This window comes from Mycobacterium decipiens, from assembly GCF_963853665.1.
GTDB classification, from domain to species: domain Bacteria; phylum Actinomycetota; class Actinomycetes; order Mycobacteriales; family Mycobacteriaceae; genus Mycobacterium; species Mycobacterium decipiens.
In genome coordinates this window covers 760,887-776,542 of the sequence record NZ_OY970459.1, presented here as the reverse complement: position 1 = coordinate 776,542, position 15,656 = coordinate 760,887, and the positions used below count along the sequence as shown (strand labels likewise).

Annotated in this window: 15 protein-coding genes and 1 pseudogene; 11 read left to right on the top strand and 5 right to left on the bottom strand. The window is 68.7% G+C overall.

Annotated features, from left to right (window positions below):
* The first annotated feature begins 22 nt into the window (after window positions 1-22).
* The 8 genes from AADZ55_RS03585 (at window position 23) to AADZ55_RS03550 (ending at window position 6,528) form a co-directional block, all read left to right on the top strand.
* Entirely contained in the window at window positions 23-907 is an 885-nt protein-coding gene (locus AADZ55_RS03585; RefSeq protein WP_085323574.1) for an SDR family oxidoreductase, read from the top strand.
* Between the two features lie 31 nt (window positions 908-938).
* Window positions 939-1,568, top strand: a complete 630-nt coding sequence (locus AADZ55_RS03580) for a maleylpyruvate isomerase family mycothiol-dependent enzyme (RefSeq protein ID WP_085323575.1) — start codon at window positions 939-941, stop codon at window positions 1,566-1,568.
* A gap of 13 nt (window positions 1,569-1,581) precedes the next feature.
* Window positions 1,582-1,968, top strand: a complete 387-nt coding sequence (locus AADZ55_RS03575; protein ID WP_085323576.1) for a VOC family protein — start codon at window positions 1,582-1,584, stop codon at window positions 1,966-1,968.
* 119 nt (window positions 1,969-2,087) lie between these two features.
* Window positions 2,088-3,353: an inorganic phosphate transporter gene (locus AADZ55_RS03570; RefSeq protein WP_085323577.1), complete on the top strand. Its 1,266-nt coding sequence runs from the start codon at window positions 2,088-2,090 to the stop codon at window positions 3,351-3,353.
* Complete coding sequence (locus tag AADZ55_RS03565; protein ID WP_085323578.1) at window positions 3,350-3,628, top strand: hypothetical protein; 279 nt, start codon at window positions 3,350-3,352, stop codon at window positions 3,626-3,628. The genes AADZ55_RS03570 and AADZ55_RS03565 overlap by 4 nt, the downstream gene beginning before the upstream one ends.
* Window positions 3,629-3,686: 58 nt before the next feature.
* On the top strand, window positions 3,687-3,989 hold the full coding sequence (locus tag AADZ55_RS03560; RefSeq protein ID WP_085323579.1) for a DUF3349 domain-containing protein: 303 nt from the start codon (window positions 3,687-3,689) through the stop codon (window positions 3,987-3,989).
* A 68-nt stretch (window positions 3,990-4,057) separates the two neighbouring features.
* A complete protein-coding gene (gene menE / locus AADZ55_RS03555) occupies window positions 4,058-5,140 on the top strand; it encodes an o-succinylbenzoate--CoA ligase (protein WP_242670000.1) in 1,083 nt (360 codons plus the stop codon).
* Window positions 5,141-5,151: 11 nt separating this feature from the next.
* Window positions 5,152-6,528 (top strand): hypothetical protein, encoded by a 1,377-nt coding sequence (locus tag AADZ55_RS03550; RefSeq protein WP_085323581.1) that lies wholly within the window; start codon window positions 5,152-5,154, stop codon window positions 6,526-6,528.
* 16 nt (window positions 6,529-6,544) lie between these two features.
* Here the strand turns inward: AADZ55_RS03550 and AADZ55_RS03545 are convergent, their stop codons facing one another.
* From AADZ55_RS03545 to AADZ55_RS03535, 3 genes and pseudogenes are all read right to left on the bottom strand, one after another.
* Complete coding sequence (locus tag AADZ55_RS03545; RefSeq protein WP_085323582.1) at window positions 6,545-7,207, bottom strand: TIGR04282 family arsenosugar biosynthesis glycosyltransferase; 663 nt, start codon at window positions 7,205-7,207, stop codon at window positions 6,545-6,547.
* Window positions 7,204-7,860, bottom strand: a complete 657-nt coding sequence (locus AADZ55_RS03540) for a glycosyltransferase family 2 protein (protein ID WP_085323583.1) — start codon at window positions 7,858-7,860, stop codon at window positions 7,204-7,206. Before AADZ55_RS03540 ends, AADZ55_RS03545 begins: the two co-directional genes overlap by 4 nt.
* A gap of 33 nt (window positions 7,861-7,893) precedes the next feature.
* Window positions 7,894-9,788 (bottom strand): annotated as a pseudogene (locus AADZ55_RS03535) (hypothetical protein).
* Window positions 9,789-10,133: 345 nt separating this feature from the next.
* Between AADZ55_RS03535 and AADZ55_RS03530 the strand changes: the two are divergent.
* Window positions 10,134-11,735, top strand: coding sequence for a hypothetical protein (locus AADZ55_RS03530; RefSeq protein ID WP_242670002.1), 1,602 nt, complete (start codon window positions 10,134-10,136; stop codon window positions 11,733-11,735).
* A gap of 8 nt (window positions 11,736-11,743) precedes the next feature.
* Here AADZ55_RS03530 and AADZ55_RS03525 read toward each other — a convergent pair whose 3' ends face one another.
* On the bottom strand, window positions 11,744-12,784 hold the full coding sequence (locus AADZ55_RS03525) for an NAD-dependent epimerase/dehydratase family protein (RefSeq protein WP_085323585.1): 1,041 nt from the start codon (window positions 12,782-12,784) through the stop codon (window positions 11,744-11,746).
* Entirely contained in the window at window positions 12,781-13,569 is a 789-nt protein-coding gene (locus AADZ55_RS03520) for an S-methyl-5'-thioadenosine phosphorylase (RefSeq protein ID WP_207569012.1), read from the bottom strand. The genes AADZ55_RS03525 and AADZ55_RS03520 overlap by 4 nt, the downstream gene beginning before the upstream one ends.
* 60 nt (window positions 13,570-13,629) lie before the next feature.
* Between AADZ55_RS03520 and AADZ55_RS03515 the strand changes: the two genes are divergently transcribed.
* Entirely contained in the window at window positions 13,630-14,514 is an 885-nt protein-coding gene (locus AADZ55_RS03515; protein ID WP_085323587.1) for a 1,4-dihydroxy-2-naphthoate polyprenyltransferase, read from the top strand.
* A gap of 122 nt (window positions 14,515-14,636) precedes the next feature.
* Window positions 14,637-15,644: a beta-ketoacyl-ACP synthase III gene (gene fabH, locus AADZ55_RS03510; RefSeq protein WP_085323588.1), complete on the top strand. Its 1,008-nt coding sequence runs from the start codon at window positions 14,637-14,639 to the stop codon at window positions 15,642-15,644.
* The last annotated feature ends 12 nt before the right edge of the window (window positions 15,645-15,656 follow it).

The window sequence follows — 15,656 nt, the reverse complement described above, 5'->3', positions numbered from 1 at the left end:
GATGAACCTAGACTTCCCACGTGTGAGTAAGAGTCCGCTTCGCTGGTTGACCGAACAGATCACATTGGCCGGCATGCGGCCGCCGATTTCACCGCAACTGTTGATCAACCGGCCCGCGATCCGGCCCGTCGACCTCCACGGCAAGCGCATCCTGCTCACCGGCGCTTCGTCGGGCATCGGTGCGGCCGCGGCCAAACAGTTCGGGCTGCACCGCGCCGTCGTGGTGGTCGTCGCCCGTCGCAAGGATCTGCTGGACGCGGTGGCGGACCGGATCACCCGGGACGGCGGCACGGCGATGTCGATCCCCTGCGACCTCTCCGACATGGAGGCCGTCGACACCCTGGTCGCGGACGTCGAAGAGCGCATCGGTGGGGTCGACATCCTGATCAACAACGCCGGCCGGTCCATCCGGCGGCCGCTGGGCGAGTCGCTGCAACGCTGGCACGATGTCGAGCGGACCATGGTGCTCAACTACTACGCTCCGCTGCGGCTTGTTCGCGGGTTTGCTCCCGGGATGCTCGAACGCGGCGACGGCCACATCATCAATGTCGCAACCTGGGGCGTGTTGTCGGAGGCTTCGCCGCTGTTCTCGGTGTACAACGCGTCGAAAGCCGCGCTGTCGTCGGTCAGCCGGATCATCGAAACCGAGTGGGGATCTCAAGGCGTGCATTCGACCACGCTGTACTACCCGCTGGTGGCCACTCCGATGATCGCCCCGACCAAGGCTTACGACGGGATGCCGGCGCTGACCCCCGGAGAAGCGGCCGAGTGGATGGTCACCGCGGCTCGCACCCGACCGGTGCGGATCGCGCCGCGGATTGCCGTCGCCGTCAACGCGCTGGACAGCATCGGCCCCCGCTGGGTGAATGCACTCATGCAGCGGCGCAACGAGCAGCTCAACCCCTGAACCGACCCAGCAGCGACCAGAGGAGTTCGCCGTGTCTGACGTCTGGACCACCATCGCAGCCGAGCGCGGCGCACTCGCCGACGACCTCGCCGGTCTGACGCCATCGCAGTGGGAGATGGAATCCCTCTGCACGGGCTGGACGGTCCGCGACGTCGTCGCGCACCTGTCGTCGACCGCGTCGATGAACCCGCCCAAGTTCTTCCTCGGCATGCTCAAGGCCGGGTTCAACTTCGACAAGTTCGCCAACCGGCAGATCGCTCATCACCGCGGCCCGGATCCGACCGCCACCCTGAACGAGTTCCGCGGCCTGCAACATTGCACCTCCGCACCGCCGGGCCCCAAAGTCTCCTGGCTCGGCGAGATCGTGATCCACGCCGCCGACATCCGCCGTCCGCTGGGCATCCCGCACACCTACCCAGCCGATGCGGTTCGCCAGGTGATCGACTTCTACAAGGGCTCGAACCTGCTCAGCGGCGCCAAGAACCGCATCGCCGGGCTCGCCCTGCATGCCACCGACGACGACTGGCAGCGCGGGCAGGGCGAGCCGGTCGAGGGGCCACTGCTGTCGCTGCTGCTGGCCATGACCGGCCGGGACTCCGCGTGCGATGACCTCACCGGCCCCGGCGTGCCGACCCTGCGCGACCGGTGTGGTGCTTCGTGATAGACACGAGGCCATGGAGATTCTGGCCAGCCGGATGCTGCTCCGGCCGGCGGACTATCAGCAGTCGCTGACCTTTTATCGTGACCGGATCGGGCTGGCGATCGCCCGCGACTACGGCGCGGGAACGGTCTTTTTCGCCGGCCAGTCGCTGCTGGAACTGGCCGGCTACGGCGAACCGGACCACTCCCGGGGGCCGTTCCCCGGCGCGCTGTGGCTGCAGGTGCGCGACCTCGAGGCGACCCAGGCCGAGTTGTCCGGCCGCGGGGTGTCGATCGCCCGCGAAGCCCGTCGCGAGCCGTGGGGCCTGCACGAGATGCACGTGACCGACCCGGACGGGATCACGCTGATCTTCGTCGAGGTTCCCGAGGGGCACCCGCTCCGCGCCGACACCCGACGGTGAACGCGGCGAAACGCCGGGTTAAGTGATTGGTAACATCTGGCGACGAATCAATATTCACCCGCATTTCGCGTACTCGTCTGATCGACAACGGAATATCCCGACCAGAAGAATCAGGCCCTGTGAACCTCCAGTTGTTCCTCTTGCTCATTGTCGTCGTGACGGCACTGGCGTTCGACTTCACCAACGGGTTCCATGACACCGGAAACGCCATGGCGACCTCCATTGCCAGCGGCGCCCTGGCACCGAAGGCAGCGGTGACAATGTCCGCGGTGCTGAACCTGATAGGTGCGTTCTTGTCCACCGCCGTGGCGGCCACGATCGCCAAGGGTCTGATCGACGCGAATCTGGTGACACTCGAGTTGGTGTTCGCCGGCCTGGTCGGCGGAATCGTCTGGAACCTACTGACCTGGTTGCTCGGCATTCCGTCGAGTTCCTCGCACGCTCTGGTCGGCGGCATCGTCGGCGCCACGATCGCCGCCGTCGGCCTGCGCGGGGTGATCTGGGCCGGCGTGGTGTCCAAGGTGATCGTCCCGGCCATACTGGCCGCCCTGCTGGCCACGCTGGTCGGAGCGGTGGGCACCTGGCTGGTCTACCGGATCACCCGCGGCGTTGCCGAAAGGCGCACGGAGGGTGGCTTCCGGCGCGGCCAGATCGGCTCGGCGGCGCTGGTTTCGCTGGCGCACGGCACCAACGACGCCCAGAAGACGATGGGCGTGATCTTCCTGGCGCTAATGTCCTACGGCGCGGTCAGCACGACGGCCTCGGTGCCGCCGCTGTGGGTGGTTGTGAGTTGTGCCGTGGCAATGGCCGCCGGTACCTACCTGGGCGGCTGGCGCATCATCCGCACCCTGGGCAAAGGGCTAGTCGAGATCAAACCGCCGCAGGGTATGGCCGCCGAATCCTCATCGGCCGCCGTCATTCTGCTGTCCGCGCACTTCGGCTACGCGCTGTCCACGACGCAGGTCGCGACCGGATCCGTGCTGGGCAGCGGCGTCGGCAAGCCCGGCGCCGAGGTGCGTTGGTCGGTGGCCGGCCGGATGGCGGTCGCCTGGCTGGTCACCCTCCCGTTGGCCGGGCTGGTCGGGGCCCTCACCTACTGGCTGGTGCATTTGATCGGCGGATACCCCGGCGCGATCCTCGGCTTCTCGCTGTTGGTCGCGGTCTCTACCGCCATCTACCTGCGGTCGCGCCGGGCGACGATCGACCACAAGAACGTCAACGCCGACTGGGAAGGTTCCCTGACGGCCGGACTGGAGTCAGCCAAGCGGCCGCCGGGTCGGCGGTCGCAGGTGCCGCCACCGCCGGCTCCGCCTGCCGGGTCGAACGGTCACCGCGCCGAGTTCGGCGCTGACGGCGCGATCACCACCGCGGGGAACGCCCCGTGAGCGCCTGGTTCAACTACGCGGCCACGCTGAAGATCCTGATCTTCAGCCTGCTGGCGGGCTCCTTGCTGCCCGGCCTGTTCGCGGTCGGCGTGCGGCTGCAGGCCGCCGGCGTCGGTGCCGACGCCACAGCGCGGCGGCGCCCGGTGCTGGTGGTGGTCAGTTGGGCAATCTTTGCGCTGGTCCTTGTGGTGATCATCCTCGGGGTGCTCTACATTGCCCGCGACTTCATCGCCCATCACACCGGCTGGGCCTTCCTCGGAGCCAAACCCAAGTAAAGTCGATTGTGTCCCTGACATAGGTTTGCCGACGGCCCCGGCGGGAAGTTGAAATGGCGTGAACCGGTTCCTCACCTCGATCGTCTCCTGGTTGCGCGCAGGATATCCCGAGGGCATTCCGCCGACCGATTCCTTTGCGGTACTCGCCCTGCTTTGCCGCCGGTTGAGCCACGACGAGGTCAAGGCCGTGGCGAACGAACTGATGCGACGCGGTGATTTCGACCAGGTCGACATCGGGGTGGTGATCACCCACATCACCGACGAGTTGCCGTCACCGGATGACGTCGAGCGCGTGCGGGCGCGGTTGGCCGCGCAAGGATGGCCGCTCGACGACGTCCGCGACAGCGAGGACCACGCATAGCTATCCTGCGCGCGCTCAGCGTTCCATCGGGTTGCGCTACCGCGCTGCTGTTGCCCGCGTTGCAACGAGTGCTGGAGGGCAGCGACTCAGCAATGGTCGTGGTATCCGCCCAGGAGGAATCGGTGCTGGGCGCCGTGCGAGTGGGCGAGCAGATCGACGACGACGTCGCCCTGGTGGTGACGACGTCGGGCACTACGGGACCGCCCAAGGGCGCCATGTTGACCGCCGCGGCCTTGACGGCCAGCGCCTCGGCCACCCACGACCGGCTCGGCGGACCGGGCAGCTGGCTACTGGCCGTGCCGCCGCATCACATCGCTGGGCTGCAAGTGCTGACACGCAGCTTGGTCGCCGGTTCCACGCCGGTCGAACTGGGCGTGTCCACCGGGTTCGATATCACCGAATTGCCCGCCGCGATACGCAACTTGGCCCCAGGCCGCCGATACACGTCGCTGGTCGCCGCACAGCTGGCCAAGGCGCTGACCGACCCGGCGGCGGCGGCCGCGCTGGCCGAACTGGACGCCGTCCTGATCGGTGGCGGGCCGGCGCCACGGCGCGTCCTGGCCGCGGCCGCGGCCGCCGGCATTGCCGTGGTCCGCACCTACGGGATGAGCGAGACCTGCGGAGGTTGCGTCTACGACGGCGTTCCGCTCGACGGGGTCCGGCTGCGGGTTCTCGACGATACGCGCATCGTGATCGGCGGCGCGACGCTGGCGAAGGGCTATCGCAACCCGCTGTCCCCCGATCCGTTCGCCGAGCCGGGCTGGTTTCGCACCGACGACCTGGGGGCCGTCGACGATTCGGGCGTGCTGACCGTGCTGGGCCGCGCCGACGACGCGATCAGCACGGGCGGATTGACGGTGTTGCCGCAGCCCGTCGAGGCCGCGCTGTGCACCCACCCCGCGGTGCGTGATTGCGCGGTCTTCGGACGTGCCGACGACCGACTGGGCCAGCGAGTGGTCGCCGCGATCGTGGTCGGCGACGGGTGTGATCCCCCGACGCTGGACGCGCTGCGGTCACACGTCGCACGCACCCTGGACGTCACGGCCGCACCCCGCGAGCTGCACGTCGTGGACGCGCTACCGCGACGCGGCATCGGCAAGATCGACCGGGCGGCGCTGGTGCGCCGGTTCGCACGCGCAGCCGATCAATAGGCTGGTCGGTCGTGAGGATCGGTCGCCGGGAGGGTTTGGCTGTCGCGGTCGGGTTTGTCCTGGTGGCCGCCGCGTTCGTACTGCCGAGGTTGAACGTGGGAGTCAAACCACGAGCCGATACCGGCCTGGAGCGGTTCGCCATGCGCGCCGGCGCCGCACCGATCTTCGGCTATTGGGACGCCCACATCGGTTGGGGCACGGCACCGGCGATCCTCATCGCGCTGGCCGCCGTGCTGTGGGGGCCAGGTGTGGCGCAACGGCTCTCCTGGCGGGTACTGACCCTGGGTACCTGGGGCACCGCCGTTGCCTGGGCGTTCTCGCTGGCGATGATTGATGGCTGGCAGCGCGGCTTCGCGGGCCGATTGACCACCAAGGACGAGTACCTGTGGCAGGTACCCGGCATTACCGACATCCCGGCAACTTTGCGGACGTTCTCCAGCCGGATCCTCGACTTCCAGCCGAACTCCTGGACCACCCATGTTTCCGGACACCCGCCGGGTGCGCTGTTGACGTTCGTGTGGCTGGACCGGATCGGCCTTGGCGGCGGCGCCTGGGCCGGGCTGTTGTGCCTGCTGGTGGGCTCGAGTGCGGCCGCGGCTGTGCTGGTCGCCGTCCGGGTCCTGGCCGGCGAGCAGACCGCGCGGCGGGCGGCACCATTCGTCGCGGTGGCGCCGACGGCGATCTGGATCGCGGTCTCGGCCGACGGGTACTACGCCGGTGTCGCGGCGTGGGGTATCGCGTTGTTGGCGGTGGCGGTGCACGGCGCGACGCGCTTCCCGGCGCTGGTGGCGGCCGGGGCCGGCCTGCTGCTCGGCTGGGGCGTCTTCCTCAACTACGGCCTGGTGCTGATGGGGCTGCCGGCGTTGGCGGTACTGGTCGGTACGGGTGTCTCGCACACCGACTGGCGAGCGGCCCTGCGGGCGCTGGGGCCGGCCGTCCTTGCCGCGGTGACGGTGGCGGTCGCCTTCGCGGTCGCGGGGTTCTCCTGGTTCGACGGCTATACCCTTGTGCAGCAACGCTATTGGCAGGGAATCGCCAATGACCGGCCCTTCCAGTACTGGTCCTGGGCAAATCTGGCATGCGTGGTCTGCGCTGTCGGGCTGGGCAGCGTCGCCGGCATCAGCCGGGCGTTCGACCCGCTAACCGACAAGGCCGCAATCAGCCTCCGATCCGGATTCCACCTGCTGCTGCTGGCGGTGCTGGCGGCCATCGTGTGCGCCGACCTGAGCATGCTGAGCAAGGCCGAGACCGAACGGATCTGGCTGCCCTTCACCATCTGGCTGACCGCGGCGCCCGCATTGCTGGCGCCCCGATCGCACCGCCTGTGGCTGGCAACCAACGCCGCCGGAGCCCTACTGCTGAACAGCATCATCTTCACCAACTGGTAGGGGTGCGGTTCCGGAGTCACAGTCCGGCCGCGCGGGTGACCCGCTCGAACCGGCCGCCCGAGCCGCAGGCATCGCGTACCACCGCGACGTCGTCCACCACGTCGAAGTCGGCCAGGCGTTGCACCATCAGCACGTCAATGCCGTTATCGCGCAACGCCTTCAGCGTGAGCTCGCCGGTGTCCGGTGCCGACATCGGGACGGCGCGCAGGCACTCGGCGGCGGCCGGCGTACGAACCCCGAGCACCCACCAGCCGCCGTCGAACGCAAAGCCCAGCACCGCCGGCGTCTCGAGCAGCCGTCGCGCGCAATCGGTCAGCAACTCGGCACTCACCTGGGGCGTGTCCATCCCGATCTGCAGCACCGGATATCCGTCGGATGCGTCGGCGTGTGCGTTGGCGAGCCGGTCAGCGAAGTCGTCGCCACGCTGCTCGATCACCGTGAAGGACTTGAGTCGTTGACGGATCTCGCTGGCACCGGCGGCCGTTTCCAGGTTGCCGGTGAGTGCCACCACCCGCGCGGCCACCGGCGCGGCGGCCACCGCGTCGAGGGTGTCGAGCAGCGCTGCCGCGGCGATGTCGGCGGCGACCCGATCGCCAACCGCCGCGGCGAGCCGGGTCTTGGCCCGGCCCGGCTCGGGCGCTTTGGCGACCACCAGCACGGTGACCGGCAGGCAGCTCACGAGATCACCTTCCAGAAGTCCAGGATCGCGATGACGCTGCCCCGCAGCGAACCGCTGACCTTGGATTTGCCGCCCGTCCGGGGACCGTAGTTGACGTCGAGTTCGACCACGCGCCATCCGGCGGCCGCGGCACGCACCAGCAGCTCCAGCGGATACCCCGACCGTCGGTCGGTGACGCCCAGATTCAGCAGAGCCGCCCGCCGGGCTACCCGCATGGGTGCGATGTCGTGCACCGGCAGGCCGTGACGGGTGCGCAGCCGCCAGCTCATCACCACCGTGCCGACCCGGGCAACCCACGGCCAGTGCAGTCCGGGCACCGGCTGCCGCCGGCCGATCACCAGGTCGGCGCCCTTGTCGAGTTCTGCAACCAGCCTCGGCAGATCACCGGCATCCATTGAGCCGTCGGCGTCGATGACGGCCACGATGGGGGTGGTGGCGGCGAGCACCCCCGCATGCACCGCCGAGCCGTATCCGGGCTGTGGCTCGGCGACCACCCGGGCACCGTGTCGGGCGGCGACCTCGGCGGTGTCGTCGGTGCTGTTGTTGTCAACCACCAACGCTCGATAGCCGGACGGAATGGCGGCCAGCACCGCCGGTAGTGATTCCGCTTCGTTGAGACAGGGCAGTACCACCGTCACCGCATCGCCGGGCATGGCATCCGACCTTAGGTGACGCGGCGACGGTGATCAGTCGCCAGAGTGGCCACCGCCACTGCTGCCACCGCTGCTGCCACCGCTGCTGCCACCGCTACTGCCGCCGCTGCCGCCGCCGCCGCCGCTGCCGCCGCCGCTGCCACCGCCGCTGAAGTCGCCGCTACCGCCGCTGCTACCGCCGCTGCCACCGCCGCTGAGGTCGCCGCTACCACCGCTGCCACCGCCGCTGCCACCGCCGCTGAGGTCGCCGCTTCCGCCGATACCCCCACCGGCCGGCGGTGCCGGCTCCACCGTCTGCGGCGCCTGCGGGGCCACGGTCGGTATCTGCTGGGTTGGTACCTGCTGGGTTGGTTGTTGCGTAGGCGGCTCTGTCGGGGGGGCCACAGTCGTCGGCGGAGGTGCGACGGTCGTCGTCGGCGGAGGTGCGGCGGTCGTCGTCGGCGTCAGCGGGGCCAGCGTCGTCGTCGGCGTGGTCGCCGGCGTCGTCGGAGTCGTCGGCGTCGCCGGCGTCGTCGGAGTCGTCGGCGTCGCCGGCGTCGTCGGAGTCGTCGGCGTGGTCGCCGGCGTCGTCGGAGTCGTCGGTGTGGTCGCCGGCGTCGTCGGAGTCGTCGGCGTGGTCGTCGGCGTCGTCGGCGTCGTCGCCGGCGTCGTTGGAAGCGTGATCGGCGGCGCGGTCGGGATGGTCGGCATTCCCGGCTGCCAACCCGGGAAACCAGGAATGATGATCGGAACCGGTATCGGCACCGGGGCGGGCACCACACCCGGCACCGGCGGCGCCACCGGCGCGGGTGCCACCGGGGTCCCGCCCACCCCGGGCGAGGTTCCCGGCCGCGGTACCACGCCCTGAACAGCCGGAATGGTGCCGCCCTGGAATCCTGCGGTGGGGTCATCGGGCGGCGGCGGCGGTACCGGCGCCTGCTGTTGCGTCGGCAAGAGTGGCATGAACTTGCCTGGCTGGGCGTTCTGGTGTCCCTCTACCGGCTGTGACGCCGCGGTCGGTCGGATGGTGACCGCCACTGCGACCGCCAGCGAAGCGAATCCGATCACCGCGAATGCAACGACAGCATTGCTGATCAGCAACGACCGCCCGCTCAGGCGCGCAGGCTCGGCGGCGGATTCATCGTCGTCTAAGTCGTCGAATTCCTCATACTCGTCGACCGGAAGCAGTTCGTAGTCGCCGGCCTGCGAGTACGCCAGCTGCTCCTCTTCCGAACTCGATTGCCCCGCCTCGGCCGGGGGGAGGAACGCGGTCGCTTCACCGGCGAGCGCCGGTTGCGCCATCGTCGCTGAGCTGGCCGCCATCGCCGCGCCGCGGGCCAGCGCGAAGGTGGGGTCGTCGGGAACCTGCACGCGCATGGTCGACGCCGCGCGCAGCTGGTCGGCAAGAACCGCGGTGTGCTCAGCCGACGTGCCCACCAGCAGCACATCCCCCGGGCGCCGGTCTGGTCGTCGAGCCGAGCCATCAGGGTATCGAAGGTGGATGTGGCGTCGGCGCCGGCAACCGGCGCGGCGGCCAGCATCGTCGGCGGCGCGTCCGGGTCGCCCACCACCGGCCCCCCGGTTAGCAGAGTCGCCGTCTCATCGCCGACGAGCAGCACGGCCGAGCCGGCCTGTTCCACTCCCAGCAGGGCCGTGGCGGCCTCCGATTCGGATAGCACCGCAACGTCGTGCACCCCGGAATCGTCGAGTGCCCGCCGCAGCTCGTCAGCTTGGGCCTGATCCGGCCAGCACAGCCGAGTAGCGACCAGCCGGTGGTCTTCTTCGGCCAGTAGCCGATTCGTGCCGACCACGGTCTCGGTTAGCACCGCAACGGGGTTCTCCGCCACATCGAGGATGAATTGGTCGATTACGGTGCCCAGCGCGGCCGAGTCAACCAGCGCCAGACGCGCGGCCCGATCCATGACCGCAACCCCCAAAACGACGTCCATCGCGGCTCTCCTTCGACTGGCCACCCCGCAACCAGCAATGTTCCGGCCTCGCTACACTGCGATACCGTCGGCAGTATCCGTCCTTCGGCGACGATGTTCGCCCATGACCGCAGCGTAACCGGGTTCGCAAGCCGCGGGACGGCAACGCGGAACGGGATCCGCCCAACCGCCCGTTCTCAGCCACTGCCACGTCGTCCGAACGGAGACTATGTTCGCAAGCGAGCAACGCAGTCGGACCGGCAGGGTGCTCCGTTGCCACCGGACCCAACCTGCGCCAACCGTGACCGTTCTTGATCCCTGGGGGACATCGTGAGCCTGAGCAGCGACGACACGCCTACCGGCCCCATCGCGAGTGCGCCGGCGCCGCAGCCAGCACCTGCCGGCTCAGGCCCCCGCCCGGACTCGACGCGACGGCGAGACATCGTCGTCGACCTGACCGCGGGGGTTCTGCTCGTCTTGGCGCTGTTTTTCCCATGGAACCTGTATTTCGGTTTCCGAATCCCGGACAGCAACCCCAACTTGCTCGCGCTGCTGCTGGCGGTGACACTGCTCTCGCTGGCCTCGCTCGCAATCGCCCTGTTCGGCCCGCGACTCAACCCTGCCCTGGTCGGCCGGCTTCGTCTCGGCCTCAACGTCCCCTATCTGCTGCTGGTGTTGGGCTTCGTGGTGTTCGATGCAATCCAGACGATTCGATCCGGCGGCACCGTCAACGTGCCGGGAGGTGTCGGCCCAGGGGGGTGGCTGGGGATCACCGGCGCCCTGTTGAGCGCGCAACCGATGCTGGTCAGCGCAGCAACCGACGAGGACGGGCGCGGCAGGTGGCTGCGGGCCGCCCAGATCCTCGGCTACGCGTCGATGTTCGGTGCCGCGCTCAGTACCGGTTTCAATCTGTCCTGGCGAGTGAAGTACGCGTTGCAGCCCGCGGCCGGTGCGTCCGGCTTCGGCAAACAGAACCTCGCGGTCATCGACACGGCGGTGGTGTACGGCGTGGTGGCGCTGGTCGCCGTGGTTGTCGCATCCCGGTGGCTGCTTCGCGCCACCGAGGCCCATCGACTCTCAACCGTGGCGCTGGGCGCCTCGACCCTGGCCGCCGGGATCATCGTGTGGAGCCTTCCCATCGGCCGTGAAATCGACGCATTCCACGGCATAGCCCAGAACACCTCGACGGCCGGCGTCGGATATGAGGGCTATCTGGCGTGGGCGGCCGCCGCGGCGATATTCGCGCCGCTGACCTTGTTCAGGTCCCCGACCACGCCACCGATCGACAAGGCTGTGTGGCGGGCGGCGGCCCGAAACGGATTGCTGCTGATCGCCGTATGGTGCGTGGGCTCGGTGGCGATGCGGTTGACCGACCTTCTCGTCGCGGTGATGTTAAATTACCCGTTCTCGCGCTACGACAGCATGACGCTGGCCGCGTTCGATCTGGCCGCCGCCGTCCTTGCGATCTGGATTCGAGTCAACCTGGCCACCGAGACCCTGCCTGGCAGGTTGATCTCAGCGCTGTGCGGATTTCTATTCATGCTGACCGTTTCTCGCGTCATCGTCGGCATCGTGTTGGCTCCGCGATTCCAGGCATCCCCGGGAGCATCGCCCAACCCTGTCTACGGAAACAATCTCGCTCAGCAGATCACCAGCATCTTCGACGTGGTGCTGTGCGGGCTGGCATTGGGCATCCTTGCCGCGGCCATCGTCATCGGCCGGCGCCGCCGGCCCCCGCAACGGCCACGACACCCCCGGCGACCGCGGCGACCCGGCCGGATCGGTGCCCCCGCAGCGGCTCCCGTGCCCTCAGCGGCCCAGACCACCCGGATCACGGCCGCCGGCACAGCGGATTCGCACACCACAGTGCTGTCCCGGCCAGCTGGGTCGCCCCGGATCTTCAGGTCAGCCGAACCGACGCAGCAAGTGCGTCCAAAGATCTATCGGCCGCCGGACGACTCGTCGTAGATCGAGCACTAGCGAAGCGGCGCGTACGCGAATTCGCGCAGCCCATCGCGCGGATCAACGGCGGCGCGGAAACCCAGTACGTCGGCGGCCCGCGCGGGATCGGCAACGATGTGGCGCACGTCGCCGCTGCGGTACTGCCCGGTGACTACCGGTGACACAGTGCCACTTTCCTCGCCGCGCGCATCGCACAATGCCGTGGCCACTTCCAGGATCGAGATGGGCCGGCCGGAACAGACATTGACCGCGGTGAAGCCGGCGCGGTCCGCCGCGACCGCGGCAAGGTTCGCGACGGCCACGTCGTCGACGTGAACAAAGTCACGCATCTGACCGCCGTCTTCGAAAACCGTTGGTCGTTGGCCATTTTCAAGTGCCGACCGGAAGATTGCCGCCACCCCGGAATAGGGGGTGTCGCGCGGCATGCCAGGACCGTAGACATTGTGGTAGCGCAACGCCACCACCGTGCCCCCGGTTGACTCCGACCACGCCAGCGCGTAATGCTCCTGCGCGGTCTTGCTGGCCGCATACAGGCTTCGCGGCCGCAGTGCGGCATCCTCGTCAACCAGCCGCCACGTGACCGGCTGCGCGCAGACCGGGCAGCGGTGCTCGAAGACGCCGGCGTCCAGGTCGGCTCGCCGCCGCGGATGCGGGTCGACGGATCCATGCACCGGACAGTGGTAGCGGCCCTGCCCGTACACCACCATTGACGACGCCAGCACCAGATGGCGGACCCCGGCGGCAAACATCTGCGCCAGCAGCACCGTCGTGGCGAGATCGTTGTGGCCGCCGTATGCGGGTGCGTCGGTGGCGTTCACACCGGCACCCACCATCGCGGCCTGGTGACAGACCAGGTCGACACCGGCCAACACGGGGGCCAGCGCGTCGGCGTCGCGCACGTCGATCCGGTGACAGCCCGGTGGCAACACCGGATTCGGCCCATGCGCGGCGGGCAGCAGTGCGTCGACACCAACCACGTCGTGCCCAGCAGCCCGCAGCGCCGCGGCCACCCTGACGCCGATGAAACCGGCCGCGCCGGTCAGCAGCACCCTCACGGTAGCTCGAACGGCAACGTCACCCCGTCGTGCCGCAGACACTGCGTACAGGTGCGCTCGGCGGCGACCCGGTCGATCGCGGCTGCCACCAGCTTCTTGAGCAGTTCGACGTTCTCCCCGAACGCGGCGAACACATCGGCGGCCTTCACGCCATCGCCAACCGCGACGCCGGCGTCCACATCTGTCACTAAAGCGATTGCCGCATAACATAATTCGAGTTCGCGAGCCAGCACAGCCTCGGGATAGCCGGTCATGTTGACCAGATTGCACCCGGCGGCGGCGAACCACCGACTTTCCGCGCGGGTGGAGAACCGCGGGCCCTGGATCACCACCAGGGTGCCCCCGTCGATCACGCCGGGCAGGCCGGTCACCGCGGTCCGCAGCGTCGGGCAATACGGATCGGCAAAGGTGGCGTGGACACCGCCGGCATCGAAATAGGTGTCGGCTCGGCCGCTGGTGCGGTCTAACAGCTGATCGGGCACCACCACGGCGCCGGGCCCGAGTTCGGGGTCCAGGCTGCCGACCGCACAGGGCGCCAGCACCCGCCGCACACCGAGCGCACGCAGCGCCCACATGTTGGCCCGATAGGGCAGGGCGTGCGCCGAGTACTGATGATTCGCACCGTGCCGGGGCAGGAACGCGACCTCGTGGCTCCCGATAGCGCCAATCGTGACCGGGGCGCTGGGCTGGCCGTACGGGGTGTCGGGAGTGACGGTGGTTGCGTTGCTTTCGGGGAAGTCCTCAAAGAACGTGTAGAAGCCGCTCCCGCCGATCAGTCCCAGCATCCGCCCATTCTTCATACCCCCCGATTGATCGCGCACCCGGGGCAACGGCAGGATGCCCTGGTGGCCAGTTTTGCGCAGTGGATCTCCGGCGCGCGGCCACGGACGCTGCCGAACGCCGTAGCTCCGGTGATCGCGGGCACCGGCGCCGCGGCCTGGCTGCACGCGGCCGTGTGGTGCAAAGCGCTGCTGGCACTGGCCGTCGCGGTGGCGCTGGTCATCGGGGTCAACTACGCCAACGACTACTCCGACGGCATCCGCGGCACCGACGACGACCGGGTGGGTCCGGTTCGGTTGGTGGGCTCGCGGCTGGCGGCCCCGCGCTCGGTGCTGACCGCCGCCGTGCTGAGCCTGACGGTCGGTGCGGTGGCCGGGCTGGCGTTGGCGCTGCTCAGCGCGCCGTGGCTGATCCTGGTGGGCGCGATCTGCCTCGCTGGCGCCTGGCTGTACACCGGCGGAGCGAAACCGTACGGCTACGCGGGCCTCGGCGAGCTGGCGGTGTTCGTGTTTTTCGGCCTGGTCGCCGTGCTCGGCACCCAGTACAGCCAGGCGTTGCGGGTGGATTGGGTGGGGCTGGTGCTGGCGGTGGCAACGGGTGCGTTGTCGTCGTCGGTGCTGGTGGCCAACAACCTGCGCGATATCCCAACCGACGCCCAGGCCGGCAAGATCACCCTGGCGGTGCGGCTCGGCGATGCCCGCACCCGGACGCTTTACCAGGTGCTGCTAGCGCTCGCCGGGGTGCTGACTTTCGTGCTGATGCTGGCGACGCCATGGTGCGCGGTGGGACTGGTGGCCGCGCCGCTGGCGCTACGCGCGGCGGGACCGGTGCGATCCGGGCGCGGTGGGCGTCAGTTGATCCCGGTACTACGTGACACCGGGCTGACCATGTTGATATGGGCAATCGCGGTGGCAGCGGCGTTAGCACTGGCCGGGTCGCCGGCCCGCTGAGGGCGACGTGGCTTCGCCTTTGGATGCATACTCGACGTAACGACTTGCGGCGCTGGGCCAAGACGATGACGTCTACAGTCGATCAATCCCGACGCAGATAAATAACACCACCGAGGACGGGTATGACGGAGATCGCCACGGCCACCGGCGCCAAGAGTGTCGGACTGCTCAGCGTCGGGGCGTACCGCCCGCAGCGAGTGGTCACCAACGAGGAGATATGCCAGCACATCGACTCGTCCGATGAGTGGATCTACACCCGAACCGGAATCAAGACCCGCCGGTTCGCCGCCGACGACGAATCCGCCGCTTCCATGGCGATAGTGGCCAGTCAACGGGCATTGTCGAGCGCCTCGCTCGACGGAGCCGACATCGACGGCGTGATCGTTGCCACCAGCACCCATTTTTTTCAGACCCCGGCATGCGCCCCAATAGTCGCGGCGGCGTTGGGCGCTAAAGGCGTTCCCGCTTTCGATATCTCGGCGGGGTGCGCCGGTTTCGGATACGCGCTGGGTGTGGCGGCCGACATGATCCGGGGCGGAAGTGCCAAAACGATGCTGGTGATCGGCACGGAGAAACTGTCGCCCACGGTGGATATGCAAGACCGCAGCAACTGCTTCATCTTCGCCGACGGCGCCGCCGCCATGGTGGTAGGCGAGACGCCAGCTCAAGGAATTGGTCCCGCGGTCTGGGGTAGTGACGGCGACCAGGCCAATGCCATACGCCAGGACATCGACTGGATTACCCATGCGGAGAACCCGACCGGCCCGCGCCCTTATCTGCGGCTGGAAGGCACGGCGGTCTTCCGGTGGGCGGCGTTCGAGATGGGCAAAGTCGGCCGCCAAGCAATGGACGCGGCAGGAGTCAGGCCCGACGAGATCGACGTCTTCATCCCTCACCAGGCCAATAGCCGAATCAATGAAGTCCTGGCCAAGAGCCTCGAACTGCGACCCGACGCGATCGTCGCCAACGACATCGAGCACACCGGGAACACGTCGGCGGCCTCCATCCCGCTGGCAATGGACGAACTACTGGCGACCGGCGCGGCCAAACCCGGCGACCTGGCTCTGCTGATCGGCTATGGCGCGGGCCTGAGCTATGCCGCGCAGGTGGTGCGGCTGCCGAACGGTTGACCCAGCGCCAAC